This window comes from Sulfitobacter sp. M368, from assembly GCF_025141875.1.
Classification (GTDB): Bacteria; Pseudomonadota; Alphaproteobacteria; order Rhodobacterales; family Rhodobacteraceae; genus Sulfitobacter; species Sulfitobacter mediterraneus_A.
Window position 1 is genome coordinate 953395 of record NZ_CP081113.1, and the last position, 26723, is coordinate 980117.

General features: G+C 59.3%; 31 protein-coding genes and 1 riboswitch. Of the genes, 17 read left to right on the forward strand and 14 right to left on the reverse strand.

All coding sequences use genetic code 11. The features are described from left to right. From pcaC to K3754_RS04935, 6 genes are read right to left on the reverse strand one after another with little or no spacing between them, the layout of a single operon-like run. A complete protein-coding gene (gene pcaC / locus K3754_RS04910) occupies positions 1 to 381 on the reverse strand; it encodes a 4-carboxymuconolactone decarboxylase (protein WP_259941531.1) in 381 nt (126 codons plus the stop codon). Further along, positions 374 to 1162 carry a 3-oxoadipate enol-lactonase gene (gene pcaD, locus K3754_RS04915; protein ID WP_259943241.1) on the reverse strand — a complete coding sequence of 263 codons (789 nt, stop codon included), beginning with the start codon at positions 1160 to 1162 and terminating at the stop codon, positions 374 to 376. The genes pcaC and pcaD overlap by 8 nt, the downstream gene beginning before the upstream one ends. Further along, positions 1162 to 2358 (reverse strand): endonuclease/exonuclease/phosphatase family protein, encoded by a 1197-nt coding sequence (locus K3754_RS04920; RefSeq protein ID WP_259941533.1) that lies wholly within the window; start codon positions 2356 to 2358, stop codon positions 1162 to 1164. The genes pcaD and K3754_RS04920 overlap by 1 nt, the downstream gene beginning before the upstream one ends. Then, positions 2355 to 3326 (reverse strand): threonine/serine dehydratase, encoded by a 972-nt coding sequence (locus K3754_RS04925; RefSeq protein ID WP_259941536.1) that lies wholly within the window; start codon positions 3324 to 3326, stop codon positions 2355 to 2357. Before K3754_RS04925 ends, K3754_RS04920 begins: the two co-directional genes overlap by 4 nt. Beyond that, entirely contained in the window at positions 3323 to 4147 is an 825-nt protein-coding gene (locus K3754_RS04930; protein WP_203212197.1) for an alpha/beta fold hydrolase, read from the reverse strand. The genes K3754_RS04925 and K3754_RS04930 overlap by 4 nt, the downstream gene beginning before the upstream one ends. After that, entirely contained in the window at positions 4147 to 4833 is a 687-nt protein-coding gene (locus K3754_RS04935; protein WP_259941538.1) for a haloacid dehalogenase type II, read from the reverse strand. The genes K3754_RS04930 and K3754_RS04935 overlap by 1 nt, the downstream gene beginning before the upstream one ends. A gap of 182 nt (positions 4834 to 5015) precedes the next feature. On the opposite strand from K3754_RS04935, the gene K3754_RS04940 reads away from it, so the two are divergent. Continuing rightward, on the forward strand, positions 5016 to 5444 hold the full coding sequence (locus K3754_RS04940; protein ID WP_203212055.1) for a peptidylprolyl isomerase: 429 nt from the start codon (positions 5016 to 5018) through the stop codon (positions 5442 to 5444). A 21-nt stretch (positions 5445 to 5465) separates the two neighbouring features. Here K3754_RS04940 and K3754_RS04945 read toward each other — a convergent pair whose 3' ends face one another. Further along, positions 5466 to 5831: a hypothetical protein gene (locus tag K3754_RS04945; protein WP_259941542.1), complete on the reverse strand. Its 366-nt coding sequence runs from the start codon at positions 5829 to 5831 to the stop codon at positions 5466 to 5468. A 90-nt stretch (positions 5832 to 5921) separates the two neighbouring features. Between K3754_RS04945 and K3754_RS04950 the strand changes: the two genes are divergently transcribed. Both K3754_RS04950 and K3754_RS04955 read left to right on the forward strand, forming a co-directional pair. Then, positions 5922 to 7037, forward strand: a complete 1116-nt coding sequence (locus tag K3754_RS04950; RefSeq protein ID WP_259941544.1) for a class I SAM-dependent RNA methyltransferase — start codon at positions 5922 to 5924, stop codon at positions 7035 to 7037. 99 nt (positions 7038 to 7136) lie between these two features. Further along, positions 7137 to 7382: a hypothetical protein gene (locus K3754_RS04955; RefSeq protein ID WP_259941546.1), complete on the forward strand. Its 246-nt coding sequence runs from the start codon at positions 7137 to 7139 to the stop codon at positions 7380 to 7382. 6 nt (positions 7383 to 7388) lie between these two features. On the opposite strand, the gene K3754_RS04960 is transcribed toward K3754_RS04955, so the two are convergent. From K3754_RS04960 to fabA, 3 genes are all read right to left on the reverse strand, one after another. Further along, complete coding sequence (locus K3754_RS04960; protein WP_025049809.1) at positions 7389 to 8180, reverse strand: enoyl-ACP reductase; 792 nt, start codon at positions 8178 to 8180, stop codon at positions 7389 to 7391. Between the two features lie 8 nt (positions 8181 to 8188). Further along, entirely contained in the window at positions 8189 to 9418 is a 1230-nt protein-coding gene (fabB, locus tag K3754_RS04965) for a beta-ketoacyl-ACP synthase I (protein WP_203212050.1), read from the reverse strand. A gap of 126 nt (positions 9419 to 9544) precedes the next feature. Then, entirely contained in the window at positions 9545 to 10054 is a 510-nt protein-coding gene (gene fabA / locus K3754_RS04970) for a bifunctional 3-hydroxydecanoyl-ACP dehydratase/trans-2-decenoyl-ACP isomerase (RefSeq protein WP_203212048.1), read from the reverse strand. 187 nt (positions 10055 to 10241) lie between these two features. On the opposite strand from fabA, the gene irrA reads away from it, so the two are divergent. Beyond that, positions 10242 to 10664 (forward strand): iron response transcriptional regulator IrrA, encoded by a 423-nt coding sequence (gene irrA / locus K3754_RS04975; RefSeq protein WP_203212047.1) that lies wholly within the window; start codon positions 10242 to 10244, stop codon positions 10662 to 10664. On the opposite strand, the gene K3754_RS04980 is transcribed toward irrA, so the two are convergent. After that, entirely contained in the window at positions 10661 to 11569 is a 909-nt protein-coding gene (locus tag K3754_RS04980; protein ID WP_203212046.1) for a LysR family transcriptional regulator, read from the reverse strand. The genes irrA and K3754_RS04980 overlap by 4 nt on opposite strands. A gap of 89 nt (positions 11570 to 11658) precedes the next feature. Here K3754_RS04980 and K3754_RS04985 point away from each other — a divergent pair, with 89 nt between their 5' ends. Continuing rightward, entirely contained in the window at positions 11659 to 12453 is a 795-nt protein-coding gene (locus tag K3754_RS04985) for a phytanoyl-CoA dioxygenase family protein (protein WP_259941554.1), read from the forward strand. Here the strand turns inward: K3754_RS04985 and K3754_RS04990 are convergent, their stop codons facing one another. Both K3754_RS04990 and K3754_RS04995 read right to left on the reverse strand, forming a co-directional pair. Then, positions 12454 to 13299 carry a sterol desaturase family protein gene (locus tag K3754_RS04990; RefSeq protein WP_259941557.1) on the reverse strand — a complete coding sequence of 282 codons (846 nt, stop codon included), beginning with the start codon at positions 13297 to 13299 and terminating at the stop codon, positions 12454 to 12456. Position 13300: 1 nt separating this feature from the next. After that, positions 13301 to 14170, reverse strand: a complete 870-nt coding sequence (locus K3754_RS04995; protein ID WP_259941559.1) for a glycosyltransferase family 2 protein — start codon at positions 14168 to 14170, stop codon at positions 13301 to 13303. A gap of 111 nt (positions 14171 to 14281) precedes the next feature. On the opposite strand from K3754_RS04995, the gene miaB reads away from it, so the two are divergent. The 8 genes from miaB to metK all read left to right on the forward strand — a co-directional run bounded on the left by miaB (position 14282) and on the right by metK (position 22123). Continuing rightward, a complete protein-coding gene (gene miaB / locus K3754_RS05000; RefSeq protein WP_259941562.1) occupies positions 14282 to 15604 on the forward strand; it encodes a tRNA (N6-isopentenyl adenosine(37)-C2)-methylthiotransferase MiaB in 1323 nt (440 codons plus the stop codon). A 198-nt stretch (positions 15605 to 15802) separates the two neighbouring features. Beyond that, positions 15803 to 16375 carry an OmpA family protein gene (locus K3754_RS05005; protein WP_409202367.1) on the forward strand — a complete coding sequence of 191 codons (573 nt, stop codon included), beginning with the start codon at positions 15803 to 15805 and terminating at the stop codon, positions 16373 to 16375. 5 nt (positions 16376 to 16380) lie between these two features. Continuing rightward, the gene (locus K3754_RS05010) at positions 16381 to 16710 is read left to right on the forward strand and encodes a hypothetical protein (protein WP_259941565.1); all 330 of its coding nucleotides are present in this window, start codon (positions 16381 to 16383) and stop codon (positions 16708 to 16710) included. A 147-nt stretch (positions 16711 to 16857) separates the two neighbouring features. Next, positions 16858 to 17856, forward strand: coding sequence for a PhoH family protein (locus tag K3754_RS05015; RefSeq protein ID WP_259943247.1), 999 nt, complete (start codon positions 16858 to 16860; stop codon positions 17854 to 17856). Positions 17857 to 17925: 69 nt separating this feature from the next. Continuing rightward, positions 17926 to 18441 carry an rRNA maturation RNase YbeY gene (ybeY, locus tag K3754_RS05020; RefSeq protein WP_259941568.1) on the forward strand — a complete coding sequence of 172 codons (516 nt, stop codon included), beginning with the start codon at positions 17926 to 17928 and terminating at the stop codon, positions 18439 to 18441. Positions 18442 to 18466: 25 nt separating this feature from the next. Then, positions 18467 to 19366, forward strand: coding sequence for a hemolysin family protein (locus K3754_RS05025; RefSeq protein ID WP_203212039.1), 900 nt, complete (start codon positions 18467 to 18469; stop codon positions 19364 to 19366). Next, entirely contained in the window at positions 19363 to 20850 is a 1488-nt protein-coding gene (gene lnt / locus K3754_RS05030) for an apolipoprotein N-acyltransferase (RefSeq protein WP_259941571.1), read from the forward strand. The genes K3754_RS05025 and lnt overlap by 4 nt, the downstream gene beginning before the upstream one ends. Positions 20851 to 20887: 37 nt before the next feature. Beyond that, positions 20888 to 20937: riboswitch (SAM-SAH riboswitch) on the forward strand. Positions 20938 to 20941: 4 nt separating this feature from the next. Then, on the forward strand, positions 20942 to 22123 hold the full coding sequence (metK, locus tag K3754_RS05035; protein WP_203212037.1) for a methionine adenosyltransferase: 1182 nt from the start codon (positions 20942 to 20944) through the stop codon (positions 22121 to 22123). Between the two features lie 71 nt (positions 22124 to 22194). Here the strand turns inward: metK and K3754_RS05040 are convergent, their stop codons facing one another. Further along, positions 22195 to 22971: a response regulator gene (locus K3754_RS05040; RefSeq protein WP_203212036.1), complete on the reverse strand. Its 777-nt coding sequence runs from the start codon at positions 22969 to 22971 to the stop codon at positions 22195 to 22197. 103 nt (positions 22972 to 23074) lie between these two features. On the opposite strand from K3754_RS05040, the gene trmB reads away from it, so the two are divergent. The 4 genes from trmB (at position 23075) to K3754_RS05060 (ending at position 26458) form a co-directional block, all read left to right on the forward strand. Further along, positions 23075 to 23776, forward strand: coding sequence for a tRNA (guanosine(46)-N7)-methyltransferase TrmB (gene trmB / locus K3754_RS05045; RefSeq protein ID WP_203212035.1), 702 nt, complete (start codon positions 23075 to 23077; stop codon positions 23774 to 23776). A 179-nt stretch (positions 23777 to 23955) separates the two neighbouring features. After that, positions 23956 to 25308: a 3-phosphoshikimate 1-carboxyvinyltransferase gene (gene aroA, locus K3754_RS05050; RefSeq protein ID WP_259941575.1), complete on the forward strand. Its 1353-nt coding sequence runs from the start codon at positions 23956 to 23958 to the stop codon at positions 25306 to 25308. Then, on the forward strand, positions 25308 to 25823 hold the full coding sequence (locus tag K3754_RS05055; protein ID WP_259941577.1) for a hypothetical protein: 516 nt from the start codon (positions 25308 to 25310) through the stop codon (positions 25821 to 25823). The genes aroA and K3754_RS05055 overlap by 1 nt, the downstream gene beginning before the upstream one ends. Continuing rightward, complete coding sequence (locus K3754_RS05060) at positions 25820 to 26458, forward strand: d(CMP) kinase (RefSeq protein WP_259941578.1); 639 nt, start codon at positions 25820 to 25822, stop codon at positions 26456 to 26458. Before K3754_RS05055 ends, K3754_RS05060 begins: the two co-directional genes overlap by 4 nt. Positions 26459 to 26723: the final 265 nt, after the last annotated feature.

Below are 26723 nucleotides of genomic sequence, written 5' to 3' on the forward strand. Positions count from 1 at the left end.
TTAGTCTTCCAATTCCATTTCGGCCCAGGTTTGCTTGGCCAATTTGATCGCGTGGTTCGCCTTTGGCACCCCGCAATAGATCGCAACATGCTGAAACGCTTCGATAATATCGCCTTGGCTTGCCCCTGTGCGGGCGCAGGCACGGATGTGCATGGGAATCTCGTCAAAGTTGCCCATCGCGGCGAGCAAGGCCAGCGTCAGCATCGACCGTTCGCGCCGCGAGATCGCGTCTGATGCCCAGACATTGCCCCATGCGCCCTCGGTGATCAGGGTCTGAAAGGGCGCATCGGCATCGGTTTTCGCGGCCTCGGCGCGGTCCACATGGGCGTCGCCCAAGACCGAGCGGCGCACCTCCATGCCTTTGTCGTAACGGTCAGACATGACCGACACCTTTGAGGAAATCGGTCAAAACCTGCGCGTATTCTTCGGGCTGTTCGGCACAGGGCAGATGGCCCGCCTTGCGGATCAAATGGAACCTGGAGCCGGGGATGAGGTCAATGGTTTCGCGCACCAGATCGGGCGGTGTTGCTCCATCTTCGGACCCGGCGATGCCCAGAGCGGGCAGGCGCAGACCAGACGTCGGCGTGTAAAAATCTGTGCCAGAGATCGCAGCGGCGCAAGCGATATATCCGTGGTCCACCTGCCGGGCCAACATATTGCGCCACAGTTCCAGCTCTGGCGTGGCGCGGAACTGGGCAGCGAACCAACGTTCCATAACCGCATCAGCAAGAGCCTCTATGCCGCCCTTTTGTACCGCGCCAATGCGTTCGGCCCACATTTCGGCATTCCCAATTTTGGCTGCGGTGTTGGACAGGACCACGGCGCGGATCAGGTCCAGCCGTTTGACCGCCAGCCCTTGCGCAATCATTCCGCCAATCGAAAGGCCCACAAAAACGCATTCCTTTACCCCCAGATGATCCAGCAGCCTTTCGGTGTCGGTGACCAAGCTGCCCATCGAGTAATTGCCGGGCGGACAGGAGGACAGCCCATGACCGCGTTTGTCAAACCGGATGATCCGCAGCCCCTTGGGCAGCATCGGCAGGATGGGATCCCACAGGCGCATATCCGTGCCCAGTGAATTGGCGAAAACCACGGGCAGCCCATCATCCGGTCCATCAACGCGGTAGTGCAGACGCACATCGCCGGTATCAAACATCCTCATCATTTGCCCTCCCGCAATTGAATGGTCGCCATGATCTGTCCGTGATCCGAGGCCAGCTTGTTATAGGGCGCTTCGGGGTGGCTTCCATCCGTCAAATGGTCATTCAACACTGTGAAATAGGACATTTCGCCGATATGGCCTTTCCAATCGGGCAAGAAATGCCGTGACATCATAATCTGGTCGATGCTCTCATAGACGCCGCCAAAGGCCGAGGTATAGACCATGTCGCGCAGGGATTTACGCACAAACATCTTTTCCGCGGAATGCAGGCGCACGGCCTCGATGCTTTCGGTGATCTGCGCGCTTTCGGCCTCTGAATAGCGGTCGCCGCGATGCTCCGCATCATGGCGCAGCATCCAAGCGTAGTTCTTGAAGGGCTGTTCGCCCATGATGATCTCGGTGCTGACCGCATGTTCGTTGTCGTTAAAATCCCCCAGCACCATCACGGGGCGGCCCTGTCGCAGTTCCCCGACAATAGCGCCGCGCAGCACCCATGCTTCGGCCATGCGCCGCATCGCCGACCGTGCCGCGCCCAAGGCACGGCCCACCGGATCATATTGGGTCAGATCGGCCTCTGCGGGATATTCTGCCCCCTCTGCACGGATAAATTCCCCAAGTTTTGATTTCAGGTGGCAATTGAACACAGTGACGACCTGATCGCCCACCGGCACCCGCACCTTGAGGATGGGGCGGCTGAGTTTTTGAACGGTAAAATGCCCGCCCTCGGTCCCGCCAAAGGTCTGAAAAGGGATTTCCAGCGGCGTATCGAGAACTTGAATGATTTGCGGGTCTTCGGCAAAGCCAAGCCTCGACAGGATCGCCACGCCGGGACGGCGCTGGCCGGGCGCGCCATCATGTACGTTGGGCGCAAAAGCCAGCGCGGCGTTGCTGTAATCACGAAACGCAAGCCTGTCAAAGATCGCGCGGTGGCGGTACCTTTTGTCTTCGCCGGGCACAGAGGCGTCGTTACTGTCCTGACCGTAACGATCTGCGCGGGCGATGGTGGCACGCAGGCTTTGCTCGTCGAAAATCTCTTGAAAGCCAATGATATCGGCGTTCAGTGATACGATCTGATCGGCCAGCCAGTCTTCTTTCCAGGCGTATTCCTCCGGTGTGTAGGACTGGAATTTGTAATATTCCTGATCGGGACCGATCAGGTTTTTGACGTTGAAACTGGCGATGGAAAATTGGGTCATGCCAGCGTTTCCAAGGCACGGATGAACATCGCCGCATCCACATTGCCGCCCGAGATTGTGACGATCACGTCGTCGCCCTCTATCTCATCGCGCCGGAAAAGGGCCGCTGCCAATGCCGCTGCGCCCCCTGGTTCGGCCACCAGTTTGAGGCGATTGAAGGCATGGGCCATCGCTTGCAACGCTTCATTTTCGGACACGACCAATCCGGGGCCAGCGAGCCGCTGCATGATGGGAAAGGTGATCTCGCCCGGTTGCGGGGTGATGATCGCATCGCAGATATTGCCCGAGGTGCGGGCGTTGCGTTCGATCCGGCCCGATTGCAAGGACCGCGCCACATCGTCAAAGCCTTCCGGCTCTGCCGGGCGCACGCGCAGGCCCGGCGCCTCCGCCTCAAGCGCCAGCGCGATGCCGGAGGTCAACCCACCGCCGCCGCAACAGACAATAACGTCTGCTTTTTCAATGCCTTGCTCTGCCGCTTGGCGGGCAATCTCAAGTCCCGTGGTGCCTTGTCCGGCGATCACTTGCGGTTCATCATAGGGTTTGATCAAGGTCAGCCCACGATCCTGGGCCAGCTTGTCACCAATCTCCTCGCGGCTTTCGCCAGCCCGATCATACAGCACCACTTCGGCCCCATAAGCGCGTGTGTTCTCGATCTTCAGGACCGGGCTGTCCGAGGGCATGATGATCACGGCAGGTGCGCCGTGCATCTTCGCCGCCAAAGCCACCCCTTGTGCGTGGTTGCCGCTTGAAAAAGCAATGACCCCTTTGGCCCGCACGTCCGGCGCGAGGGCAGAAAGGGCCGACCATGCACCGCGAAACTTGAAACTGCCGGTGTGTTGCAGGCATTCCGGTTTCACCCAGACCCGGCGGCCCGCCAGTTCATCCAGCAGCGGCGCATTCAGCAAAGGCGTTTCGCGGGCGTGACCCTTGAGGCGTGCGGCTGCGGCGCGGATCATTTCGATGTTCATTTGAGCATTCCTAACCAATCGTTCAGGGCGTCGACGGCCTCTGGTTCATCCAAAAACGGGACATGTCCCCGATCCGGCACAGTGGCGGCAATCATATCGGGGCGGCGGCGCTGCATCTCGTTCAATGTCTCGACGTTCAGCAAGTTTGAATTGGCCCCGCGGATGGCCGCGATGGGCAGGTCGGCCAGCGCATCAAACAGTGGCCAAAGGTCCACTGGATCGGCCTGCGCCGCGGCTTCTACGGCTTTTCGTAGCGCGGGATCATAGGTGATCTTCAGCCCGCTTTCGGTTTGGGTGTAGTGCTTTTGCGCCTCTTCCAGCCAGCGGCTGTCCGGAACATTGCTAAAATCGACAAAAAGTGCGGCCATGGTCGCAGCCGCCTCGGCGTGGGTTTTGGCCGAGGGGTTTCGGCCGATATAGCCCATGATCAGCTCAAGCCCCTTTGGATCCAGCACTGGCCCCACATCATTGAGCGCGACCCCCAGCAGGCGGTCTTTGGCTACGGCGGCCAAAACCATCGCATTCAGACCCCCACGCGATGTGCCAAGCACGGCGACCTTGTCCAGCTCAAGATGGTTCAAAAGCTCAACGACATCGCGGCATTCCACGTTGAGGTTGTAGTTCTGCCAATCGGGATCAAAATCCGATCCGCCGCGCCCGCGATAATCCAGCCGGATCACCCGATGGCCAGACAGATGCGGCATCACGTAATCAAAGTCGGCGCCGGTGCGGGTCAGACCGGCAAGGCAAAGGATCGGCAGGCCAGTCCCCTCATCTGTGTAAAGCAGGGACAGGCCGTCAGAAGTTGTGAATTTGGCCATCATGCGCCCGCCAGTTCGGGAATGCCCGTCAGGTCGGACATGACATGTTTGGGTGTCCATGGCAGGCGGTCAACCGGATCACCACCGCGGTTCACCCACGCGGTGGTAAACCCGTAGCCAGTGGCAGCACCCGCATCCCAACCGTTTGATGATACAAAAAGAACTTCGTCCTTGGCGCAGCCAAATTGCTGTCCGACCAGATCATAGACCCGCGCGTCGGGTTTGAAGATACCGACACTTTGCACCGACAGGCAGCTGTCGAGAACATCACCAATCCCGGCACTGGCTACGGCTCCTTGCAGCATATCGGGCGACCCGTTTGACAAAATCGCGGTGTTCAAACCCGCCGCCTTGAGCGCGGCCAGCATCTTGGGCACCTCCGGGTAGGCCTGCAACTCCCAATAGAGCGCCAAGAGCCGTTCGCGCAGCGGCGCATCCCCCGCATGGCCGGTTTTCTCAAGCGCCCAATCAAGGCCGTTCTGGGTGACTTCCCAAAAATCCGTATGGGCATCCGCCACGGCCCGCAGCCATGAATACTGCAGCTGCTTGAGCCGCCAATGTTCGGCAATCTGCGGCCAATCGTCCTTGATCGCGGCGAAATCCGGTTCTGCTGCAGCTTGGCGTGCTGCGGCGGCGACATCGAACAACGTGCCATAAGCATCAAAGACACAGGTGGTGATGGGCATGGGATACTCCTTGATGTGCCAGCGCAGACTGTCACGGCAGGCAGGGAGGGAAAAGAGGCGAAATGCCAATACAGGGCAGGGGGTTTACACGGCGGCGCGGCTTTGAAACATTGCGCCGAACCCGGAGCACCCGTGCAGATACGCGGCCTCCGCCCATTTTCCCGATACAATTGGAGTTTTCTATGGCTGAGGTCAAATCAGGCGATAAAGTTGGCATTCACTACACAGGCACGTTGCTGGACGGCACAACCTTTGACAGTTCCGAAGGACGCGAGCCGCTGGAATTCGAAGTTGGCTCTGGTCAGATCATTCCCGGCCTTGATGTAGCGATCCCCGGCATGGTGGTGGGTGAAAAGAAGGTGGTAAAGATCGCTTGCGCGGATGCTTACGGCCCGCTGAACCCGGAAATGCGTCAGGCGGTTCCGCGGGAAGGCATTCCGGCAGACATCCCGCTTGAAGTTGGCACGCAGTTGCAAATGCAGACCCCCGATGGCCAGGCCTTGCCGGTGATGGTGGTTGAGGTGGACGAGGCGACCGTGACACTGGATGCCAATCACCCGCTGGCGGGCAAAGACCTGCAATTTGATATCGAGCTGGTTTCGATCGGCTAAGGGATGGATGGGGCCGCGGCCCTATTCCTCGACTTTTCGGGCGGCGATGCGCCGCCCGGCTTCGACCGCCAATGCGCCGCTGTCGGGCGCTTCGGTTACGGGCCGGTTGATCCTGATCCCGCCACTGCCTGGCGCGTCAGTGGGCAAAGGCGCTATTGCATGTTGCGGCTGATCCCGTTTGGTCAGTTTTAGAACAGCCTCGATCCCGGCATTCATCAAATCCTGGCGCAACTGCGGCTCTGACCTGAGGATCGCGCCGATAGTCAGCATCAGCACAAGCCCAAGAATACGCGCCCAGAACATCGCGCGCCGCGATCTGTCACGCCGCGATTGAAGAGTTTCGTGTTTGTAAGTCTCGGCAAAGCTCATAGCCAAGGGGTAGACCATGAAATCGGCAGAAAAAGGGCAGACGGATCAAAAGATCAGAAAATGCATCTGCCCCTCGCCGCCAGCTGTCAAAGCGATTAAGCAAGGCGCATGAACACATCTGATACATTTGAGATTTTCCTGGTCTGCGCCCCCGGCGTCGAGCCGCAGTTGCATCAAGAGGTGACGCAGCGCGGCTTCGCCGATCCGCAGACCACCGGTGGCGGCGTGACCATCATGGGCGGCTGGCACGATGTTTGGCGCGCCAATCTGGAACTGCGCGGGGCGGTGCGGGTGCTGGCGCGGATCGGATCGTTCATGGCCTTCCATCTGGCGCAGCTCGACAAACGCGCGCGCAGGTTTCCATGGGGTGATGTGCTGCGCGCCGATGTGCCGGTCAAGGTGCAGGTGACGTGCAAAGCCTCGAAGATCTATCACGCCAAGGCTGCAAGCCAACGCATCGAAACCGCCCTGCGCGAGAGCCACGGCATCACCGTTTCGCCCGAGGCCGAGATGGTGGTGAAAGTGCGCATTCACGACAATCAGGTGACGATCAGCCTCGATACCAGCGGCGAGGCTCTGCACAAGCGCGGGCACAAAGAGGCGGTTGGCAAAGCGCCAATGCGCGAGAACCTGGCGGCGCTGTTCTTGCTTGAATGCGGGTATGATGGGCAGGAACCTGTGGTCGATCCGATGTGCGGCTCCGGCACCTTCTTGATCGAAGCGGCGGAGATTGCGGCGGGCTTGCAACCGGGGCGCAGTCGGCGGTTTGCCTTTGAAGATTTGGCCAGTTTTGATGAGGCGGCTTGGGACGCGATGAAAAAGGATGTCCCGCAAGTGAGCCCACAAAAGCGGTTTTTTGGATCGGACAGGGATGCAGGTGCAATCCGGATGAGCACGGCCAATGCCGACCGGGCCGGCGTTGCAGACTGGTGCAGTTTTGCCTGCCATGGTGCGGGTGAGGTCACACCGCCCGAAGGCCCGCCCGGTCTGGTGATTGTAAACCCGCCCTATGGTGCACGGATCGGCAATAAAAAACTACTTTATCCGCTCTATGGGACGTTGGGGCAGACCTTGCTGGAACGCTTTAAAGGCTGGCGCGTCGGGCTGGTGACGTCAGAGCCGCCATTGGCCAAGGCGACCGGACTGCCGTGGAAACCGCTGGGGCCGGCTGTGGCGCATGGCGGTTTGAAAATCTGGCTGTGGCAGACGCCACCGCTGCGATAAGGTGGCTCTAAGTCCGGCCAAGGCCAGCCGTCATTTTGTCGAAATTCTGACCAATTGCCAAATTATGCGCTGTTTCGCCGCTTACGAAAGGATGCAGACATGGAAGCCTTGGGGCAGTGTGCCGACAATATCGCCGCCTACCTCGCGGTGGGCGCCGCAACGCTTTATCTGATCGGCACATTGATCTATTTCGCGCTGCGCCGCAGCCTGATGTCGCTGTGTTACGGCTGCGTCGGCGCGGGCTTTGTCTATGCCGGAACCATTTGGGTCACGCCGCATCTGGTCATTTTGTGGGCCGTTGGCACGTTTGGCATGGGCACGGTTATCTGCGACGGGTTTTGGTAACCTTCTTTAAAGGTTGTCCTGTTGCGGCATGCCCAGAACGTGAAAACCTCCATCCACGCGCACAATCTCGCCCGTGGTGCAGGCACCCGCGTCTGAGGCCAGATAAACGGCAGTGCCGCCCACAGCCTCAAGCGTCGCGTTTGAACGCAGAGGCGCGTTCTGGTCGGTGTGCTTGTAGGTTTTTCGTGCCCCGCCAATGGCCGCACCCGCCAGCGTTTTCATGGGGCCGGGCGAAATGGCATTTACGCGGATGCCTTCGGGACCCAGATCATTGGCCAGATAGCGCGTCGCGCTTTCCAGTGCCGCCTTGGCCACACCCATGACGTTGTAATTGGGCACAACGCGGTTGGACCCCTGATAGGTCAACGTCATCAAAGTGCCGCCGTTTTCCACCATCAGCGGATGGGCGCGGCGGGCCACTTCGATAAAGCTGTAGGCCGAGATATCCATCGAGTTCTTAAAGTTCTCGCGGCTGGTGTTCAAAAATCGCCCGGTCAGTTCGGATTTGTCGGAAAAGGCAATGGCATGGACCACAAAATCAATGGTCGGCCAACGGCTTGCCAGTTGATCAAAGGCGGTATCCAGCGATGCATCATCGGTCACATCCACATCGACCATGAAGTCCGATCCCACCGATTCCGCCAATGGCCGCAAACGCGAGCCAAAGGCCTCCCCCTGATAGGTAAAGGCCAGTTCGGCCCCGGCGCCGGCCATCGCCTTGGCAATGCCCCATGCAATGGACCGTTCGTTCGCGACACCCATGATCAGGCCGCGTTTCCCTTTAAGCAAATCCGACATTTTGTTCCTTACCCCTGATACTTGGACAGGATCATAGACCCGTTGGTGCCACCAAAGCCAAAGGAATTGGTCATGACAGAATCCAAACCGGCATTTTCAACCAGATCTGTTGCAATCTCTTCAGGCTTGAGCGCCGGATCGAGGGTTTCGACGTTGATGGAGGGTGTGATGAAATCATTCTCCAGCATCAGCAAGCAAAAGATTGCCTCCATCGCGCCTGCTGCGCCCTGACCATGGCCGGTGAGGGATTTGGTCGAGCTGACGGGCGGCGTGCTGCCGGCCCCAAAAACGCGGCGCACGGCTTCGATCTCGCCGACATCGCCGACCGGGGTCGAGGTGCCATGGGCGTTGATATAACTGACCTTGCGGCCTTCGGGCAGGGTGGCCAGCGCCAGTTCCATAGCCCGCTGTCCGCCCTCGCCAGAGGGGGCGACCATGTCATGGCCGTCCGAGGTGGCCGCAAAACCGGTCACTTCGGCATAGATTTTTGCACCGCGGGCCAATGCGTGGTCCAGATCTTCCAGCACCACGATGCCGCCACCGCCAGTGATGACAAAACCATCGCGGTTGGCGTCAAAGGCACGGGAGGCTTTGTCCGGCGTGTCGTTGTATTTGCTGCTCATCGCGCCCATGGCGTCAAAGAGGCAAGACAGGGTCCAATCCAGTTCTTCGCCGCCGCCTGCAAACATCACGTCCTGTTTGCCCAGCATGATCTGCTCTGCCGCCGAGCCCATGCAATGTAGCGAGGTCGAGCAGGCCGAGGTGATGGAATAATTGATGCCTTTGATCTTGTAGGCCGTGGAGAGGTTGGCGCTGATCGTGGAGGACATGCATTTTGGCACGGCAAATGGCCCGATCCGCTTGGTCGCGCCGGTTTTGTCGACGGTGTCATGGGCGATCTTCATGGCCGAGGTGGACGGCCCGCCGGAGCCAGCGATCAGACCGGTGCGCGGGTTGCTGATGATGCTTTCGTCAAGGCCCGCGTCGGCAATCGCTTGCCCCATTGCGATATAGGCATAGGCGGCACCCGGCCCCATGAACCGCAATGTGCGCTTGTCCACATGTTCGGAAACATCCAGCTTGATCGTGCCGGCGATCTGGCTGCGGAACCCGTGTTCGGCCATTTCGGGGCTGGCTTCGATCCCCGATTTCCCCGCTTTCAAAGAGGCGATCACCTCTTCTGCGTTGTTTCCGATAGATGAGACAATGCCCAGACCTGTAACGACAACACGGCGCATACCGCACTCCTTTGATTGGTTGGTTCTGTGTATGACAGCAGGGTGCGGGGGCGCAAGCGGTTAGGGGGTATGAAAGGAGATGCCACAGGTTGACCGAGCACGCCCGGTCAACCCGAATTTACACCTTCAGCTTTCGCTGAGCGCAACTTTCATTCCGGTGACCTGGTAGATCACCTCGCCGTCCGCCTCGACGATGCCATCGGCGACACCCATGGTCAGGCGGCGGGTCTGGATCGCCTTGGTGAAATCAATCTTGTAGGTCAGCATCTTGCGGTCAGGGCGCACCATGCCGGTCAGTTTGACCTCGCCCACGCCAAGGGCATAGCCGCGCCCCTGCCAGCCGCGCCAGCCAAGGTTGAAACCGGTCAGCTGCCACAGGCCATCCAGGCCCAGACAGCCGGGCATGATTGGGTTACCGGGAAAGTGGCAGTCAAAGAACCACAGATCGGGCGTGATATCGAATTCGGCGGTGATATGACCCTTGCCATGGGCGCCGCCATCGGCCGAGACATCGGTGATCCGGTCCATCATCAACATGGGCGGTGCTGGCAATTGGGCGTTGCCGGGGCCAAACAGCTTTCCTTCGGCGCATTTCAACAGATCTTCTTTGTCAAAGCTGGTGGGGTATTCGGCCATTGGGTCGGCTCTCCTGCGTCACGTGGTTCCAAGTTGACCTGATCTAGCACCCCGATTGCACAAGCCGCAAGTCAAAGCCCACGGGCGGCGGCATGAGCACTGTTGTGCATAGAGGGCGAATAGTCATTGAAAACAAGGGTCGCCGCGCCCTATATGGTAGGCAGGGACGACGCGCAACGGAGCCATCATGACACAGATGCATCAACAGAACGGCACGCGATGGCTGGAACAGGCCGGGGTGCGCCCCACACGGCAGCGGGTCACATTGGCCAGCCTTCTGGTGGGTGATGGCCAGCACCGCCATGTCACCGCCGAAAGCCTGTTTGAAGCCGCCAAAGGGCAGGGCGATGCCGTGTCATTGGCAACTGTTTACAACACCTTACGTGCTTTTTGCGATGCAGGTTTGCTGCAAGAGGTTACTGTTGACGGCTCCAAAAGCTATTTTGACACCAACACCCATGATCACCCGCATTTCTATTGGGAAGATGATGCGCGGCTGACCGATGCACCGGCCGATCAGTTGGTGATTTCGCAGGTGCCAGACGCGCCTGACGGGGCCGAGATTGCCAGTGTGGATGTGGTGATCCGTCTGCGACGCAAAGCGAATTAAGCGCCGCCAAAGCGGAATAAATCTGCGTCCTCCAAAATCTCTCCAATCAAATTCGCTGTGCCGCCGGGCACAGGATCGCCCAATTGTGCCAATACGACAGGCTCCTCTGCGGCGGGGTCCGTGACGGGCAGGGCACAAAGGGCGCGGCCATCATAGCTGTGCTGTGATGGGGGCACCGAATAGCTGATGCCGATGCCCTCCCCATGGGCGGCAAGGGACCGCATCACCTCAACCGGGGCGGCGTGGCCTGCCAAATGCGGGGTAAATCCGGCGCTTTGACAGAGTTTGACCATATGCTGCACCGAAAGTCCGTCATCTGACAGGATCAACACCTCTTCGGCCAGATCGCTCAGTTTCAGGTCTGCACGGCGCGCCAGCGGGTGATCCATGGCGATAAAGGCATGCGGACGCAGGTGCCCCAGAACCCGTTTGCTGAACCGCGCATCCAGGCCAATGTCCCAGGTGATCGCCAGATCAATCGCGCCTTCGGCCATACCGCGCACCAGCGTTTCAAAATTGCCTAGGCGGCTGCGGAGCTCAATCTCCGGCAGGGACTGGCGCAAACGGCTGAGGGCCGGGGCCAAGACAAAGGGTGCCAGATCGTGGAAACAGCCCAAGGCAACGCTGGGCTGTGACAGGGGCGATTGCCCTGATTGTTCCAGTCTTCGGGCCGACCCAAGCAGGGATTTGGCCTCTTTGACAAAGTTTCGCCCATCCGGGGTTATCGTCACGCCTTGTCCGCGCCCGCGCAGGAACAAGGGCCGCTGCAATCGGGCCTCGATGATATCCAGCGCATTGGACAGCGAGGGCTGCGACACATTCAGATGGGCGGCTGCAGCGGACAGGCTGCCGTGATCGGCAATCGCGACCACATAGCTGTAGTGCCGGAGCGTTAAGTATAGCATCAGGCTATTCCAATGTTTCGCATTTATTATTTGAAACTAACGACTGCTGGCGCGAATGTCATGGCAAGACACAGCCAAAGGACAATCAAATGCCGCATCCCCTGATCACCCAAGACCATATCGACAGCTACCAGCGTGACGGTGTGGTGTTGATCAAAGGTCTGTTTGCAGACCACGTCGAAACCCTTCGCGCCGGTGTGGCCCGCAATATGGAGGCGCCAGGCCCATACGCGTCAAACAACGACAAGCCGGGCGAGACAGGCCTGTTCTTTGACGATTACTGCAACTGGGATCGTATCCCCGAATTTGAAGAGGTGATCCGCAATTCTGACGTTGCTGAGATCGCCTCCGAGTTGATGCAAAGCCAGTCGGCACAGCTCTTTCATGATCACGTGTTGGTCAAAGAGCCGGGCACCTCCATGGCCACCCCATGGCATCAGGATGGACCGTATTATTTTGTTGAGGGCAAGCAGACAGTCAGTTTCTGGTCGCCGCTTGATCCGGTGCAGGAGGCCTCGCTGCGTTGTGTCGCGGGATCGCATTTGTGGGAAAAACCCGTGCTGCCGACGCGCTGGGCCAAGGGGGATGCGTTCTTTGATCCTGCACCTTATATGCCGGTCCCGGATCCGGATGCCGAAGGAATGGATATCCGCGAATGGCCGATGGAGCCGGGCGATGCGGTGGCGTTCAACTATAGCATTCTGCACGGTGCGCGGGGCAATACCTCGGGGGCGCGGAGGCGGGCGTTTTCACTGCGGTTGGTGGGGGATGACGCCCGCTATACCCAGCGGCCCGGGCCAACTTCACCGCCCTATCCCGGCCATGACATGACCGAGGGCCAAAAGCTGCGCGAGGATTGGTTTCCGGTGCTCTGGCCCCGTTGATCAGCCGCCCGAGGGCGGGGAGGGCTCGCGCCTTGGCGTCTCCTCATCGCCGCGCAGGGGTTGCATCAACATCCGGTCAAGCCACAGATCACGGCGGGTCCGGAACCGCGGCAATCCGATGGTCATACCTGTATGTCCTTTGCGGGGTTGGGCCGTATAGGTGCCAAAAATCCGATCCCACCAGGGCAGGTTAAAGCCAAAATTGCTATGGGTCTCCGCAGGAATATCCGAATGATGGACCCGGTGCATATCAGGCGTGACCAATACAAGGCGGAGCATCCGGTCCAAACGGTTTGGCAGGTGGACATTGGCGTGATTGAACATTGCGCTGGCGTTCAGCACCACCTCAAACAGCAAGACCGCGATGGCAGGCGGGCCAAGGATCAACACCAGCGTCATCTTGACCGCCATTGACAGTATGATCTCAACCGGATGAAACCGCAGGCCCGTGGTCACGTCGAATTCCAGATCGGCGTGATGCATCCGGTGCAGCCGCCACAGTGCAGGCACCGCGTGAAACACCACATGCTGCAGATAGATCGCCAGATCAAAGAGCAGGAGCGAAACCACTACAGCCAGCCATTGTGGCAGTGCCAGCAGGTTCAGCAAACCCCAACCGTTTTGCTGTGCAATGACAGCAAAGCCAACAGCCACCACGGGAAACAGCAGCCGTACCAGGGCCGCATCCAGCACCACAATCGCCAGATTGTTGGACCAACGAAGAAGCCTTGGGATATCGCGGCGGCGGCGGGGGGATGCGATCTCCCAAATCGCCATGATCAGCAACACCAGCAGGAAAACCAAGATGCGCAATCGCGCTTCGTTTTCCAGCAGGGCTTGCGTCATTTCAGAACCATTGCCCTGGTTCCATCAACCCCAGATCAAGCAGTTGTCGCGAGTGCCATTCAAAGGCGGCGGAGTTGTGCCATTTGAAACTGTCGATCTCAAAGGTGCTGCCAGGATTGGTCTTGAGCGCCTTGGCCGTGCGGAAAGAACAGACCGCCGCCGTGATGTTGTGATGCCAAGGACAGGCGTAGGTGTTGTATTCTTCATCATTAAAGGTGTGATCCCACCGAAGGCGCAGTCCTTTCTTCGCACGAAACAGCGGAATGCGGTCGATCTTGCGCCGTGTGGCGGGCACATGTTCCTCATATCGCCAGCGGAGCCCACCAAAGAAATCAAGCTGCCGTTCCTTGGGGCTATGGCCATTGGCGTCGTCTTTGCGGGCCAATGCGTAATAGCCCGATTTGTCCAGATGGGCCCGGTCCAGCGACACCGCATTTGGATGCTCGCCGAGATCGTCGGAATAAAGATCAATGACATAGGCCAAAAGCGCAGAGCGCCGCTCTTCGGTGTGAAAGGCCAGCATTTCAACAACATTGCGGGTCTCGCAGAACGGATAGAACAGGTATTCGGCATTGTAGCAGTAATACATCCACTGCCCGTCGGCGGGATCAATCAGAGCGTTGATCGCAGTCTCCATCGCCATTTCGGCGGACATGTCATAATCAACCCTATGGATCGTCTCGGACAGGTCGCGGGGCAGATCAAATTCCGGCGGCATCAATGCGATGATGGTTTTGAACCCTGCCTGTTGATGGTGTCGCAAGGTTGTGTCGATCTCGACGTCATCCTCCACCATGATCACTGCAACCGGCCCCTTGGCCAATGCCTCAGGCGCGTCTTTGATCAATTCATCAAGCGAAGAATGGTGCATAGGGCCTCACGGACAGTCGTTGGGCGCAGAATCGGCCAATTCCACCTCCATTGCAAGCCATGGCAGGCGCTGTTACATGGCGGCTTCTGCCCTTTGATCCGGATATCTGCCATGACCACGCCTAAGAAACTGTTTATCAAGACATACGGCTGTCAGATGAATGTCTATGACAGCGAACGCATGGTCGAAGCGCTGGGCGGTGAAGGCTATGTTGAGACAAAGACAGCCGATGACGCGGACATGATCCTGCTCAACACCTGTCACATCCGGGAAAAAGCCGCCGAAAAGGTCTATTCCGAATTGGGGCGCCTCAAGCCGCTCAAGGCGTTGAACCCGGATCTCAAGATCGGCGTGGCGGGCTGTGTTGCGCAGGCCGAAGGCGAAGAGATCATGCGCCGCCAGCCCGCAGTGGATCTGGTGGTTGGGCCGCAATCCTACCACCGGCTGCCCCAGATGGAGGCAAAGGTGCGCAAGGGAGAAACCGCGCTCGATACCGATTTCCCCGAAGAGGACAAGTTTGAGCATCTCAAATCGCGCCCGCAAACCAAACGCGCCCCGGCGGCGTTTTTGACGGTTCAGGAAGGCTGCGACAAGTTTTGCGCCTTCTGCGTTGTGCCCTATACCCGCGGCGCAGAGGTCAGCCGCCCCGCCACGCGCGTTCTGGATGAGGCCCGCGCTTTGGTCGATCGCGGTGTGCGCGAGGTCACCCTGCTGGGCCAGAACGTCAATGCCTATCACGGTGCTGGCCCCAAGGGCGATATGACGCTGGCGGGCTTGGTGCGGGAACTGGCCAAAATCGACGGGCTGGACCGCATTCGTTACACCACCAGCCACCCCAACGACATGGAAGACGATCTGATCGCCGCCCATGGCGAGGTTGAGGCGCTGATGCCCTATCTGCATTTGCCGGTTCAATCGGGTTCTGACCACATCCTCAAGCGGATGAACCGCAGCCACACCGCCGAAAGCTATCTGCGGCTGATCGAACGCATCCGCGCCGCGCGGCCCGATATCCTGATGTCCGGTGATTTCATCGTCGGCTTCCCCGAAGAGAGCGACGCAGATTTCGAGGCCACCATGGATCTGGTGCGCGAGGTCCGCTACGGCTATGCCTATTCGTTCAAATACTCCACTCGCCCCGGCACTCCGGCGGCTGAACGTGCGCTTATCCCTGACGATGTGGCCAACGACCGGTTGCAGCGCTTGCAGGCTTTGATCACCCAGCACCAGAAGGAAATCCAGCAAAGTATGGTTGGGCGCGAGCTGTCTGTTCTGGTCGAGAAATCTGGCCGTAACCCCGGCCAGATGCTTGGTAAATCCGAGTATTTGCATGCGGTGCATATTGATGACGCGCAGGCACAGATTGGTGATATCGTGCCAGTTAAGATTGTGAAATCCATGACAAATTCCCTCACTGCGCGACAAATCAGGTAAAAGGCTTGCCCGAGCACAAAAAGGCGCCAGCCTAGGTTCTGGCGCATTTTATTGGGTCTGTTAACACTTTCACCCCCTAAATGTTGATATCTGTGCTTCACAGAAGCTGTTTTTCTGCCTAACCTCATAGGGAATGCAGGCGGCAGTGGCGTGCAGGCAGGGTGCCTGCCCGTCAAAACCGAAAAGCGAGGAAAACTTGTGGTGAACACACTCTCAAAGCGGATCGGCACATGGGGCATCTCTGCATTGCTGACCTGCCTTTTGGCCGCGCCGCCCGCGGTTGCGCAAACCGCATCACAGCAGGGCCGCGATCAGGGGCAATATGTGCCGGGCATCTGGGTTGATCCAGATGGCTGCGAACATTGGGTCATGGACGACGGCGCAGAAGGGTTCATGAGCCCGCATTTGACGCGCGATGGCAAACCCGTCTGCCGGGGGGGCAATATCTGCGGCGTTTTGAATTCGGATCAGTTCTTTGCCACCAACAGCTTCCGTCTCGGAGCCTCTGCGCAGGAACGGCTGGCTGCGTTTTTTCAAAACGAACAGGCGACGTCATTCGTGATCACTGGCCACACCGACAGCCGCGCCTCCGATGCCTATAACATGAGGTTATCGCTAAACCGGGCCAATGCAGTGGCAGCGATTGCCCGCGCAAACGGCGGCAACGTCAGTGACGTGCGCGGCTATGGGGAACGCAAACCCGCCGCCTCCAATGCAACCGCCGCTGGCCGGGCCAAGAACCGCCGCGTCGAAATCCTCTGTGTGCGGTGAAAGATATGATAGTGCAAAAGACCAAATTTATTGCTGTCACGGCCTGCCTGCTTGGCCTCGCGGCTTGCGTCGATATGGAGGCCGGTCCCGGTGTGGGGTTCGCGGCTGACAAATCCTTTGACCGCGGCTTTGACAAAAAACCGTTAAGCGAGCTGCAAGCAGGCATTTGGGTGGATCCAAATGGCTGTGACCACTGGATCGTCGATGACGGGGTCGAGGGCTATCTGTCGCCCCGCCTGGATCGTGACGGCAAACCGGTTTGTAGTGGTGATGTGCCGCCGACCTACACCTCGGGGGATTTCAAGCGCGGCTCAAACGTGCCGGATCCGAACTGAACATGCGCCAGTGCCACACCATCACCGGGCCGGAGCGTGGGACGCTCCGGCCCTTATTGTTTTTGCGGGATGCAATCGCCCCGCAATCGCCCTATCTACTGAGTCTGAGTGCAAGCAAAGGAGCGCCACTTGCCTGAAAGCGATCTGATGACAGCCGCCACACCAAACGCTGATCCTGTTGTGCTGGAATTTCCAGACAACCGTCTGTTGATTGATCTGTGCGGCGCCTATGACGCCCATCTCGCCGCCGTCGAAAAGGCGCTGGAGGTGCAGATCATCCGCCGCGGCAATCAATTGTCCGTGCTGGGTGAAGCGGACGCAGCCCAACAGGCCGGGCAATTGCTCAACATGCTTTACGCCCGCCTCGAAGGGGGGCGCGCAGTGGAACCTGCGGATGTGGACAGCCTGATCCGCATGGGCGGATCAGAGGTCGATACCGGCGTGCGTCAGGGTGATCAGATCGAAATGCCCATTGGTCAGGCAATCGAAATCCAGACCCGCAAAAAACGGGTCGAGCCGCGTACAGAGGCACAAAAGGCCTATGTGCAATCGCTCTTTGACAATGAACTGGCGTTCGGGATTGGTCCGGCGGGCACTGGCAAAACCTACCTTGCTGTGGCGGTGGGGGTTTCCATGTTCATCGGCGGTCACGTGGACCGGATCATCCTCAGTCGTCCGGCGGTCGAGGCGGGTGAAAAGCTTGGCTATCTGCCTGGTGATATGAAAGACAAGGTCGATCCCTACATGCAGCCGCTTTATGACGCGCTGAATGATTTTCTGCCGGGCAAGCAACTGGCCAAACTGCTTGAGGAAAAACGCATCGAAATCGCGCCGCTGGCCTTCATGCGTGGGCGCACCCTGTCCAACGCATTTGTGGTTTTGGATGAGGCGCAAAACGCCACTTCGATGCAGATGAAAATGTTCCTGACCCGCCTTGGTGAGGGCTCGCGCATGGTCATCACCGGCGACCGCACACAGATCGATTTGCCGCGCGGGGTGCCGTCAGGGCTGGCAGATGCCGAACGCCTGCTGAACCGCATCCCAAAGATCAGCTTTAACTATTTCACCTCCAAGGATGTCGTGCGCCACCCGCTGGTCGCCGCCATCATCGAAGCTTACGAGGCCGAAGCAGAGCGCAAAGCATGATAGGCGTCCTCTCCCTTTTTGGCCTTAAATATTCCGGGGGTCCGGGGGCTGGCCCCCGGCAGCGCTGAGATGCAGGGACTCGATGTTGTGATCGAAGATGCGCGTTGGGCGGATCTTGATCTCGAAACCCTCGCGGAAACTGCGGCTCAGGCCACGTTGGCCCATCTGGCGATGGATGCGGACTGCTGTGAATTGACGGTGCTGGCCTGCGATGATGCCCGCATAACTGTGCTGAATGGCGATTTTCGGGACAAACCCACCGCAACCAATGTGCTCAGCTGGCCTGCCGAAGAGCGCGGCCCGGCTCGGCCCGGCGGTGACCCGCTGCCGGCATTGCCCGGGCCGGACGGCATGATTGAACTGGGCGATATCGCCATCAGCTACGACACCTGCGCAGCAGAGGCCGCCGCGGCAAACAAGCCGATTCCGGCCCATGTGACCCATCTCATCGTGCACGGCGTGCTGCATCTGTTGGGTTTTGATCACATCTGCGACCCAGATGCGGCCCTGATGGAAGGGTTCGAGGTCGAAATACTTGGCAAACTGGGTCATGATGACCCATATAGGATCATCCCGGCAGATTGACTGCCCTATCACAAGACAGGACCCAATGGGCGATACAGACGGACCATCTGACGCGGCGCGGCGCGCGCTTCCAGATGAAGGAATGGACCAAGAGACCGAAGACAGCCCAAAATCGGGCGGTTTCTTCTCACGGGTGATCGGGGCGCTGAGCCCTTCCGACAGCGAGATCGAGAATGATCTGACACCGCCACAGGTGGACAGGGTCTCGGCCCGCGGCATGATGAACTTGCGGCGGATGCGGGTGGATGATGTGGCGGTTCCCAAGGCGGAAATCACCGCTGTTCCGGTCACGATCTCATTGGAAGAACTGGTCGAGGTATTCAAAGACAGCGGCCTGACCCGTTTGCCGGTCTATGATGGCACACTGGATACGCCTGTGGGCATGGCCCACCTCAAGGATCTGGCGCTTCAGCATGGGTTCAACGGCAAATCCACAGATTTCGACATGGGCAATATGCTGCGGCCGCTGTTGTTTGTGCCGCCCAGCATGACCATTGGCGTGTTGCTGACCAAGATGCAGGCAGAGCGGCGGCATATGGCGCTGGTAATTGACGAATATGGCGGCGTGGATGGTCTTGTGACAATCGAGGATCTGATCGAACAGGTCATCGGCGAGATAGAAGACGAACACGACGTGGACGAAGGCACCTTCTGGAGCGTGGAAAAGCCCGGCACCTATCTGGCACTGGCAAAGACCCCACTTGAGGATTTCGAAGCGGAGATCGGCCATTCGTTGACCGATCACGAGGCCGTCGACGAAGAGGAAATCGACACGCTTGGGGGGTTGGTTTTCATGCTGTCGGGCCGCGTACCGACGCGCGGTGAGGTTGTTTTGCACCCTGATGGCCCGGAGTTCGAGGTGATCGATGCGGACCCCCGCCGGATCAAACGATTGCGGGTGCGGACCACCGGATCCACCGGATGACCACCCCGAAGGGGGTGTGGCGCAGCTTGATTGTGGCGGCTCTTGTCGGCGCCGCCGCAGGCTTTGGTCAGGCGCCCTATAACCTGCCCGTGTTGCTTTTTGCTGCTTTTGCTTTTGTCTTCTGGTTGGCGCGGCAGCAACAAAGCATCCGCCGCGCCGCGCTTTTGGGATGGGCATTTGGCACCGGATATTTCCTGCACAGCCTGCATTGGATCGTCTCGCCGTTCCTGGTGGATGTGCCCCGTCACGGCTGGATGGCGCCCTTCGCGCTGGTGTTTATGGCGGCGGGTCTTGCTCTGTTCTGGGGGGCGGCTTTTGCCGGCGGGCGGTACCTGTCACGCAAGAGCCTATGGCCTGTTGCGCTATGTCTGGCGGCGGCAGAGATGATCCGTGCCTATATCTTTACCGGTTTTCCCTGGGCCACACCGGCGCAAGCCTTGGTTGATGTGGCGGCGGGGCAGGGGCTGGCCTTTGTGGGGCCGCACGGGGTGAACCTGGCCTTGCTCATCTGTGCCGCGCTCGCCGCTGGTGCAACTCGTCATGGCGCTGCACGTTTCGTCGGTGGGATCAGCGCTGCTGCCGCCGCTGCACTTTTGCTCTTGCCGCCCTATGCGCCGACCGCGCCGATGACCGATCATACCCTGCGCCTGATCCAGCCAAACGCGCCGCAGAAAGACAAATGGGATCCGGACAAGGCCTACACATTCTATTACCGTCAGTTGGAGCTGACCGCAGCGCCGCCGCATGCATCTGGACAAGCGCCTGATCTGGTCATCTGGCCTGAAACCGCGATCCCATGGGCCTTGCCCTACGGCGAAGAGGCATTGGCCCCCATTGCCGAAGCGGGGGGACAGGCCACCGTCACATTGGGTGTTCAACGCACCCGAGATTTGCGGTTTTTCAACTCCATGGTGGTGCTGGATCCGCAAGGTACGGTGACGCAGACCTATGACAAACATCATCTTGTGCCCTTTGGCGAATATATGCCGTTTGGCGATTTGCTGGCCCGGATCGGGATCCATGGCTTGGCCCCGCAAAACGGGGCGGGATTTTCGGCCGGCCCTGGGCCTGAACTGCTGGATTTCGGGGTTTTGGGGCAGGCCTTGCCATTGATTTGTTATGAGGCGGTTTTTGCCCATGATGTGAACGGCGCGCCCCAGCGGCCTGCCTTTCTGATCCAGATCACCAATGATGCGTGGTTCGGCAAAGGGGCCGGACCGAAACAGCATCTGGCGCAGGCGCGTATGCGGGCAATGGAACAGGGGTTGCCGCTGGCGCGGGCGGCAAACACGGGCATTTCTGCAATGATTGACCCTTGGGGCCGTGTGACAGCATCATTGCCGCTGAACACATCCGGCTTTGTGGATGCGGTCCTGCCCGCCGCTGCACCTGCGACGCTTTACGCGCGCACGGGCGATCTGCCGCTTGCGATCTTGCTTGTTCTGGCCTTGGCCGCTGCGGCACTCGGCCGTCGCCGCAGTTAAAGATTGACCCTGCTGGCCTGCGCCGATAAGCCGAACAGATATGCCACAACGGCTTCCTGACGTGGCAGTTTTTTATCTATTGGAGCACGATATGTCCCGACAGAATTATGTTTTTACTTCGGAATCCGTTTCCGAAGGCCACCCCGATAAGGTCTGTGACCGGATTTCGGATGCGGTTCTCGATGCCTTCCTGAGCGAAGAGCCCGAGGCGCGGGTGGCGGCCGAAACCTTTGCCACCACGAACCGCGTGGTCATCGGCGGCGAGGTTGGGCTCAGCGACAAGAAAAAGCTGGGGGAATATCTTGATCAGATCGAGGACATTGCGCGGGCTTGTATCAAAGACATCGGTTACGAGCAGGACAAATTCCACCACGCCACCTGCGAGATCACCAACCTGTTGCATGGGCAATCTGCTCATATCGCGCAGGGTGTTGATGCCTCTGCCAACAAAGATGAAGGCGCGGGCGATCAGGGGATCATGTTCGGTTTTGCGACCGATGAGACACCCGAATTGATGCCAGCGCCGATTCATTACGCTCATGCGATCCTGCGCCGCTTGGCCGAAGTTCGCAAAGACGGGACAGAGCCAACTCTGCGCCCAGATGCCAAAAGCCAGCTGTCTGTGCGTTATGAAAATGGCAAGCCGGTTGGCGTGACGTCCATTGTTCTGTCGACACAGCATGCGGACGAAAGCCAGACCAGCGATGACATCCGCGCCATTGTCGAGCCTTACATCCGCGAGCAACTGCCCGACGGCTGGATCACCGATGCGACCGAATGGTGGGTGAACCCCACCGGTAAATTTGTGATCGGCGGACCGGACGGCGATGCGGGCCTCACCGGACGCAAGATCATCGTGGATACCTATGGCGGCGCGGCCCCGCATGGTGGCGGCGCGTTTTCCGGCAAAGACCCGACCAAGGTTGACCGGTCGGCGGCTTATGCGGCCCGATATCTGGCCAAGAATGTTGTGGCCTCCGGTATGGCCAGCAAATGCACGATCCAGCTCAGCTATGCGATTGGGGTGAGCAAGCCATTGTCGATCTATTGTGACACTTTTGGCACCGGCCAAGTGCGCGACGAGGACATCGAAAAGGCGATTGGTGCCACGATGGACCTGACGCCGCGCGGCATTCGCGAACATCTGCAGCTGAACCGCCCGATCTATCAGCGCACGGCGGCTTACGGCCACTTTGGCCGCGCCCCGCAAGAGGATGGTGGCTTCAGCTGGGAAAAGACTGACCTGGCAGAGGCGCTGAAAGCCGCCGTTTGATCGGCAGTCCAAACCTTCAAAGTATGTAAAGAAGGGGCCGCTATCGCGGCCCTTTTCGGTTGTGTGCAGGATCAGTGCGGCATTCGGGCGAATGGAGAGGGCGGTTTGCGCGGCGCGGCCAGATCCTCCTGCGCGGCTTCGCTGAGCGGCGTCAGCATCCCGCCAACCAAAGCTTCGCCCTGATAGCGCTCCATCTCGATCAGGAATTCCCACAAAATCATGCAAGAGCTGTCAATCCGGTCAAACTGATCCAGTTGCGGGGCCCCTGCGCGTTCCGCGCCTGAGCGCAGATCCCGCAATTGCCGCATCATGCGGCTGACCATGGGTTTGATGTCGCGGGCACATTGGCCGGCGAAATGTTCAAGCACCCTTTCCACCTCCTGACGGGCGTAGGTCTGGGTTTCGACAGCGATGGTCAGTTCTGATTTTTGAAGGGCGTTGCCGACAGCGCGTTGAAAGGTGGCCGAGGACAGTTCGTCCTTGGTCAGATAATCGGCACAGCCCCAATCGAGCGCCTGTTGTTCGATATTGTCCTGACCAAGCCCTGTGATCATGATCGTGGCGGTGTTCAGGTTGCGCGGCGACAGGCGCACCAGTTCCAGTGCATCCAGTCCATTGCCGTCGGGCAGATAGTAATCAATCAAGATCAGCGAGAATGTGCTTTCTTCGATGCGGCTGCGAAAATCGTTGAGGCTGCTGGCGTTGGACACCGCGCAGGGAAAATCGAGGCCCGAACAGAATCGGGCCAGACGGTGCCTGTCAAACCGTTCGTCATCCAGGATGAGAACCGATGTCGGTTGGCCATTGGTGACAGATCCATGTGGCCGCAGGGGTGAGGGGCTGGGCAAGGAGCGTCCTTTCAACAAGATTGCCCGTTTATAGGCGCGAGGTTATTACCCAAGCCTTAATGCGCCCGTTGCAGCAGGGCGCGGGCTTCGGTAAAGGCAGCGCATGACACAGCCAATACGCCCCCGCCGCAATTTCTATGGTCGCCTCAAAGGCAAATCGCTCAAGAAATCCCAACAGGGGTATATTGAGCAGGATCTGGACGGGTTGTCGCCCGGTCCGGTCAGCTGGGAAGACAATCCGCAGCGCGACCCTCTGGATTTGCAAGGCCTCTTTGATGGCAAGCCGGTTTGGCTTGAGATCGGTTTTGGCGGCGGTGAACATCTGGTGCATCAGGCGGTGCAGAATCCCGATGTCGGGATCATCGGCTGCGAGCCCTATATCAACGGGGTTGCGATGCTCTTGGGCAAGATCCGCCGCGCGGGTGTCGGCAATCTGGCAATCCACCCCGGTGATGTGCGCGATATGTTTGATGTGTTGGAAGAGGCGTCGATTGACCGGGCGTTTCTGCTTTATCCCGATCCCTGGCCAAAATCACGGCATCACCGCCGGCGATTCGTCACGCCGGAGCATCTTGAGCCACTGGCGCGGGTGCTGAAGCCCGGTGCGATGTTTCGGGTGGCTACGGATATCGAGGACTACGTGCGCCAGACATTGGAGCAGGTGCCGCAGTTCGGGTTTGAGTGGCTGGCCGAAGGGCCGGAGGATTGGCGGCAGCCATGGGATGATTGGCTTTCGACCCGGTATGAGCAAAAGGCTCTGCGCGAAGGGCGGACACCGCACTACCTGACCTTCCGCAAGACTTGATCCGATTGTGCGGGAAGGCCCGCATTCGATTTTGTTTTGCTGATGAGGGGCACTGGCCCCTTAAACTCCCCCAGAGGTTTTTGGGCCAAATGAAGTTTGGTGCCGGCGCCGTTGCGGATGGCATGGACGTGGTTTCAAGGCTGCGATAGAAGCACTTTGAACAAAGTAAGGACGCTAACATGTCGAGCCACGGTGCCCCCATTCCCATGACTTCTACCGCCTGTGGGCCTCTGTCCGGCGTGGCCGAGGTACCAGGTGACAAGTCGATTTCGCACAGATCATTGATTTTGGGTGCGATGGCGGTGGGCGAGACCACGATCACCGGATTGCTGGAAGGGCAGGACGTGCTTGATACGGCCAAGGCCATGCGGGCCTTCGGCGCAGAGGTGACGGATCACGGCGGCGGATCCTGGTCGGTGCATGGGGTTGGCGTGGGCGGTTTCGCCGAGCCTGAGAACGTGATCGATTGCGGCAATTCCGGTACCGGTGTGCGGCTGATCATGGGGGCAATGGCGACATCGCCAATCACGGCAACTTTTACCGGTGATGCCAGTTTGAATGGCCGGCCCATGGCCCGGATCACCGACCCTTTGGCGCTGTTTGGTTGTCAGTCCGTGGGCCGCAAGGGTGGACGTTTGCCGATGACATTGGTGGGTGCAGGTGATCCTGTGCCTGTGCTTTACGAGGTGCCGGTGCCGTCGGCGCAGGTCAAATCAGCGGTCTTGCTGGCCGGGTTGAACACGCCGGGTCAGACCGTGGTGGTTGAGGCCGAAGCAACACGCGACCACACGGAGCGGATGCTGGCCGGTTTTGGCGCAGAGATCACTGTAGAACAGACAGACGAAGGGCGTGTGATCACCCTGAAGGGGCAGCCCGAGTTAAAGCCTCAGCATATTGATGTGCCGCGTGATCCGTCTTCGGCGGCCTTTCCGGTTTGTGCCGCGCTGATCGTGCCGGGGTCGGATGTCCTGGTGCCGGGGATCGGGTTGAACCCGACGCGGGCCGGTGTCTTTACCACGCTGCGAGAGATGGGTGCGGATCTGACCTACGAGAATGAGCGCGAAGAGGGCGGTGAGCCGGTTGCCGATCTGCGGGCGCGGTTTTCGCCGAACCTCAAGGGGATCGAAGTGCCACCGGAACGTGCCGCGTCGATGATTGATGAGTATCCGGTATTGTCGGTTGTTGCCGCCTTTGCCGAGGGGCAGACTGTGATGCGCGGTGTGAAAGAGTTGCGCGTGAAGGAAAGCGACCGCATTGACGCGATGGCCACGGGTTTGCGGGCCAATGGCATTGAGGTTGAGGATGGACCTGACTGGTGGATCGTCACCGGGCGCGGTCACGGCAATGTGCCTGGCGGCGCGACCTGCGCCAGCCATCTCGATCACCGGATTGCGATGTCATTCATGATCCTGGGCATGGCGTCGCAGCAGCCGGTGCAGTTGGATGACGGCGGGCCGATTGCCACGTCATTCCCGATTTTTGAGCCGTTGATGCAAAAGCTGGGTGCGCAGGTGACGCGCAACGCGGGCTGATGACGCTGGGCCGTTTGGTCAAACTGTCCTGCGCGATCTCGCTTGTGCTTTTTCTGGTGTTGGCGGCATTGTCGAAAGGGTGGCTGGAGCCAGACGGGATGCTAATTTTTGACAGCCGGCTTGGCGGATATACTCTGGCAGAGGCGCAGGCCTATCTCGGTGTGCTGGATGCGGGGCAAAAGCAGCTCTATCTGGGATGGTTTCGCTGGCTGGATACCGTGTTTCCGGTGCTTCTGACGTTTTTTCTGTCGGGGGTTCTTTGGGGGCAGGCACCTGGGGTTCATCCGGCAATGCGCCTGTCGTTACTCATCATTCCTGCGGCTTATCTGGTGATGGATCTGGTAGAGAATGCCTTGGTGGCCGATATGTTGCGCAGTGCGGCGTTGGATGCAGAAACGGTGACGCTGGCCAGCGGGTTCACTATGGCGAAATGGAGCTTTCTCGCGCTGGCATGTGCCATTTGTCTTTGGGCATGGCGATGGGCACCAAAACAACGCGCAAGGAGCGGGTCATGACAACAAACGGCTTTACCGTGGCAATTGACGGGCCTGCGGCCTCTGGCAAGGGCACAATTTCCAAGGCCGTGGCAGCGCATTTCGGTTTTGCGCATCTGGACACCGGTTTGCTGTATCGGGCGGTTGCGGCAAAAACCTTGCAGGGGCAGCCGCCTCAAGAGGCCGCGCGGGCGCTGGTGCCGGGGGATCTGGAGCATGACGATCTGCGCCGCCCCTCTGTGGCGCAGGAGGCCAGCCGGGTTGCGGCGATCCCCGAAGTGCGGGCGGCTTTGATCGATTTTCAGCGCAGTTTTGCGGCGCGGGCAGGCGGTGCGGTTCTGGATGGGCGCGACATCGGGACGGTGATTTGCCCGCAGGCGCAGGTGAAACTGTTTGTCACCGCAGATGCCGAAATACGTGCCGAACGCCGCTATGCTGAGCTGGCAGGCAAGGGCATGGATGTGACGCCGGAAGAGGTGTTGAAAGACGTGCTGGCGCGGGATGCGCGGGATATGGGACGCGCCGATGCACCGCTCAAACCGGCGACAGATGCGGTGCGGATTGATACGTCGAATATGGCGATAGCCGATGCAGTGGCGGAAGTCGTTGCCTTGATCGAGAAGGTTCTGGATCGAATGCCAGACAACAGAGCATAGGCTATTTCATGAAAGGCATCGGGCCCTAAATTCCGGATTTTTTGCGCTCGGGCAGCGGCGCGGCTGGAAACCGGTGATCGGACCGGCCCATTGGCACAGCGCCGGGGCAGACAAATGGGGCTTTGGCCCTTGCAGTGCAGGGGTATTTGGCCTATACGCGCGTCTGTCTAAGGGGCGGATACAGCTTCGGACACAATTTGCGGGCAGGGTCGGTTTCAACCGGCCCTCTTTCGTTTGTGTTTGATGCCCGTTCGGCAGACCAATT

Excerpts from the sequence above, each read along its gene's own strand:
- pcaC (WP_259941531.1), bottom strand. The coding sequence starts at position 381 with ATGTCTGACCGTTACGACAAAGGCATGGAGGTGCGCCGCTCGGTCTTG.
- pcaD (WP_259943241.1), bottom strand. The coding sequence starts at position 1,162 with ATGAGGATGTTTGATACCGGCGATGTGCGTCTGCACTACCGCGTTGAT.
- K3754_RS04920 (WP_259941533.1), bottom strand. The coding sequence starts at position 2,358 with ATGACCCAATTTTCCATCGCCAGTTTCAACGTCAAAAACCTGATCGGT.
- K3754_RS04925 (WP_259941536.1), bottom strand. The coding sequence starts at position 3,326 with ATGAACATCGAAATGATCCGCGCCGCAGCCGCACGCCTCAAGGGTCAC.
- K3754_RS04930 (WP_203212197.1), bottom strand. The coding sequence starts at position 4,147 with ATGGCCAAATTCACAACTTCTGACGGCCTGTCCCTGCTTTACACAGAT.
- K3754_RS04935 (WP_259941538.1), bottom strand. The coding sequence starts at position 4,833 with ATGCCCATCACCACCTGTGTCTTTGATGCTTATGGCACGTTGTTCGAT.
- K3754_RS04940 (WP_203212055.1), top strand. The coding sequence starts at position 5,016 with ATGGCTGAGGTCAAATCAGGCGATAAAGTTGGCATTCACTACACAGGC.
- K3754_RS04945 (WP_259941542.1), bottom strand. The coding sequence starts at position 5,831 with ATGGTCTACCCCTTGGCTATGAGCTTTGCCGAGACTTACAAACACGAA.
- K3754_RS04950 (WP_259941544.1), top strand. The coding sequence starts at position 5,922 with ATGAACACATCTGATACATTTGAGATTTTCCTGGTCTGCGCCCCCGGC.
- K3754_RS04955 (WP_259941546.1), top strand. The coding sequence starts at position 7,137 with ATGGAAGCCTTGGGGCAGTGTGCCGACAATATCGCCGCCTACCTCGCG.
- K3754_RS04960 (WP_025049809.1), bottom strand. The coding sequence starts at position 8,180 with ATGTCGGATTTGCTTAAAGGGAAACGCGGCCTGATCATGGGTGTCGCG.
- fabB (WP_203212050.1), bottom strand. The coding sequence starts at position 9,418 with ATGCGCCGTGTTGTCGTTACAGGTCTGGGCATTGTCTCATCTATCGGA.
- fabA (WP_203212048.1), bottom strand. The coding sequence starts at position 10,054 with ATGGCCGAATACCCCACCAGCTTTGACAAAGAAGATCTGTTGAAATGC.
- irrA (WP_203212047.1), top strand. The coding sequence starts at position 10,242 with ATGACACAGATGCATCAACAGAACGGCACGCGATGGCTGGAACAGGCC.
- K3754_RS04980 (WP_203212046.1), bottom strand. The coding sequence starts at position 11,569 with ATGCTATACTTAACGCTCCGGCACTACAGCTATGTGGTCGCGATTGCC.
- K3754_RS04985 (WP_259941554.1), top strand. The coding sequence starts at position 11,659 with ATGCCGCATCCCCTGATCACCCAAGACCATATCGACAGCTACCAGCGT.
- K3754_RS04990 (WP_259941557.1), bottom strand. The coding sequence starts at position 13,299 with ATGACGCAAGCCCTGCTGGAAAACGAAGCGCGATTGCGCATCTTGGTT.
- K3754_RS04995 (WP_259941559.1), bottom strand. The coding sequence starts at position 14,170 with ATGCACCATTCTTCGCTTGATGAATTGATCAAAGACGCGCCTGAGGCA.
- miaB (WP_259941562.1), top strand. The coding sequence starts at position 14,282 with ATGACCACGCCTAAGAAACTGTTTATCAAGACATACGGCTGTCAGATG.
- K3754_RS05010 (WP_259941565.1), top strand. The coding sequence starts at position 16,381 with ATGATAGTGCAAAAGACCAAATTTATTGCTGTCACGGCCTGCCTGCTT.
- K3754_RS05015 (WP_259943247.1), top strand. The coding sequence starts at position 16,858 with ATGACAGCCGCCACACCAAACGCTGATCCTGTTGTGCTGGAATTTCCA.
- ybeY (WP_259941568.1), top strand. The coding sequence starts at position 17,926 with ATGCAGGGACTCGATGTTGTGATCGAAGATGCGCGTTGGGCGGATCTT.
- K3754_RS05025 (WP_203212039.1), top strand. The coding sequence starts at position 18,467 with ATGGGCGATACAGACGGACCATCTGACGCGGCGCGGCGCGCGCTTCCA.
- lnt (WP_259941571.1), top strand. The coding sequence starts at position 19,363 with ATGACCACCCCGAAGGGGGTGTGGCGCAGCTTGATTGTGGCGGCTCTT.
- metK (WP_203212037.1), top strand. The coding sequence starts at position 20,942 with ATGTCCCGACAGAATTATGTTTTTACTTCGGAATCCGTTTCCGAAGGC.
- trmB (WP_203212035.1), top strand. The coding sequence starts at position 23,075 with ATGACACAGCCAATACGCCCCCGCCGCAATTTCTATGGTCGCCTCAAA.
- aroA (WP_259941575.1), top strand. The coding sequence starts at position 23,956 with ATGTCGAGCCACGGTGCCCCCATTCCCATGACTTCTACCGCCTGTGGG.
- K3754_RS05055 (WP_259941577.1), top strand. The coding sequence starts at position 25,308 with ATGACGCTGGGCCGTTTGGTCAAACTGTCCTGCGCGATCTCGCTTGTG.
- K3754_RS05060 (WP_259941578.1), top strand. The coding sequence starts at position 25,820 with ATGACAACAAACGGCTTTACCGTGGCAATTGACGGGCCTGCGGCCTCT.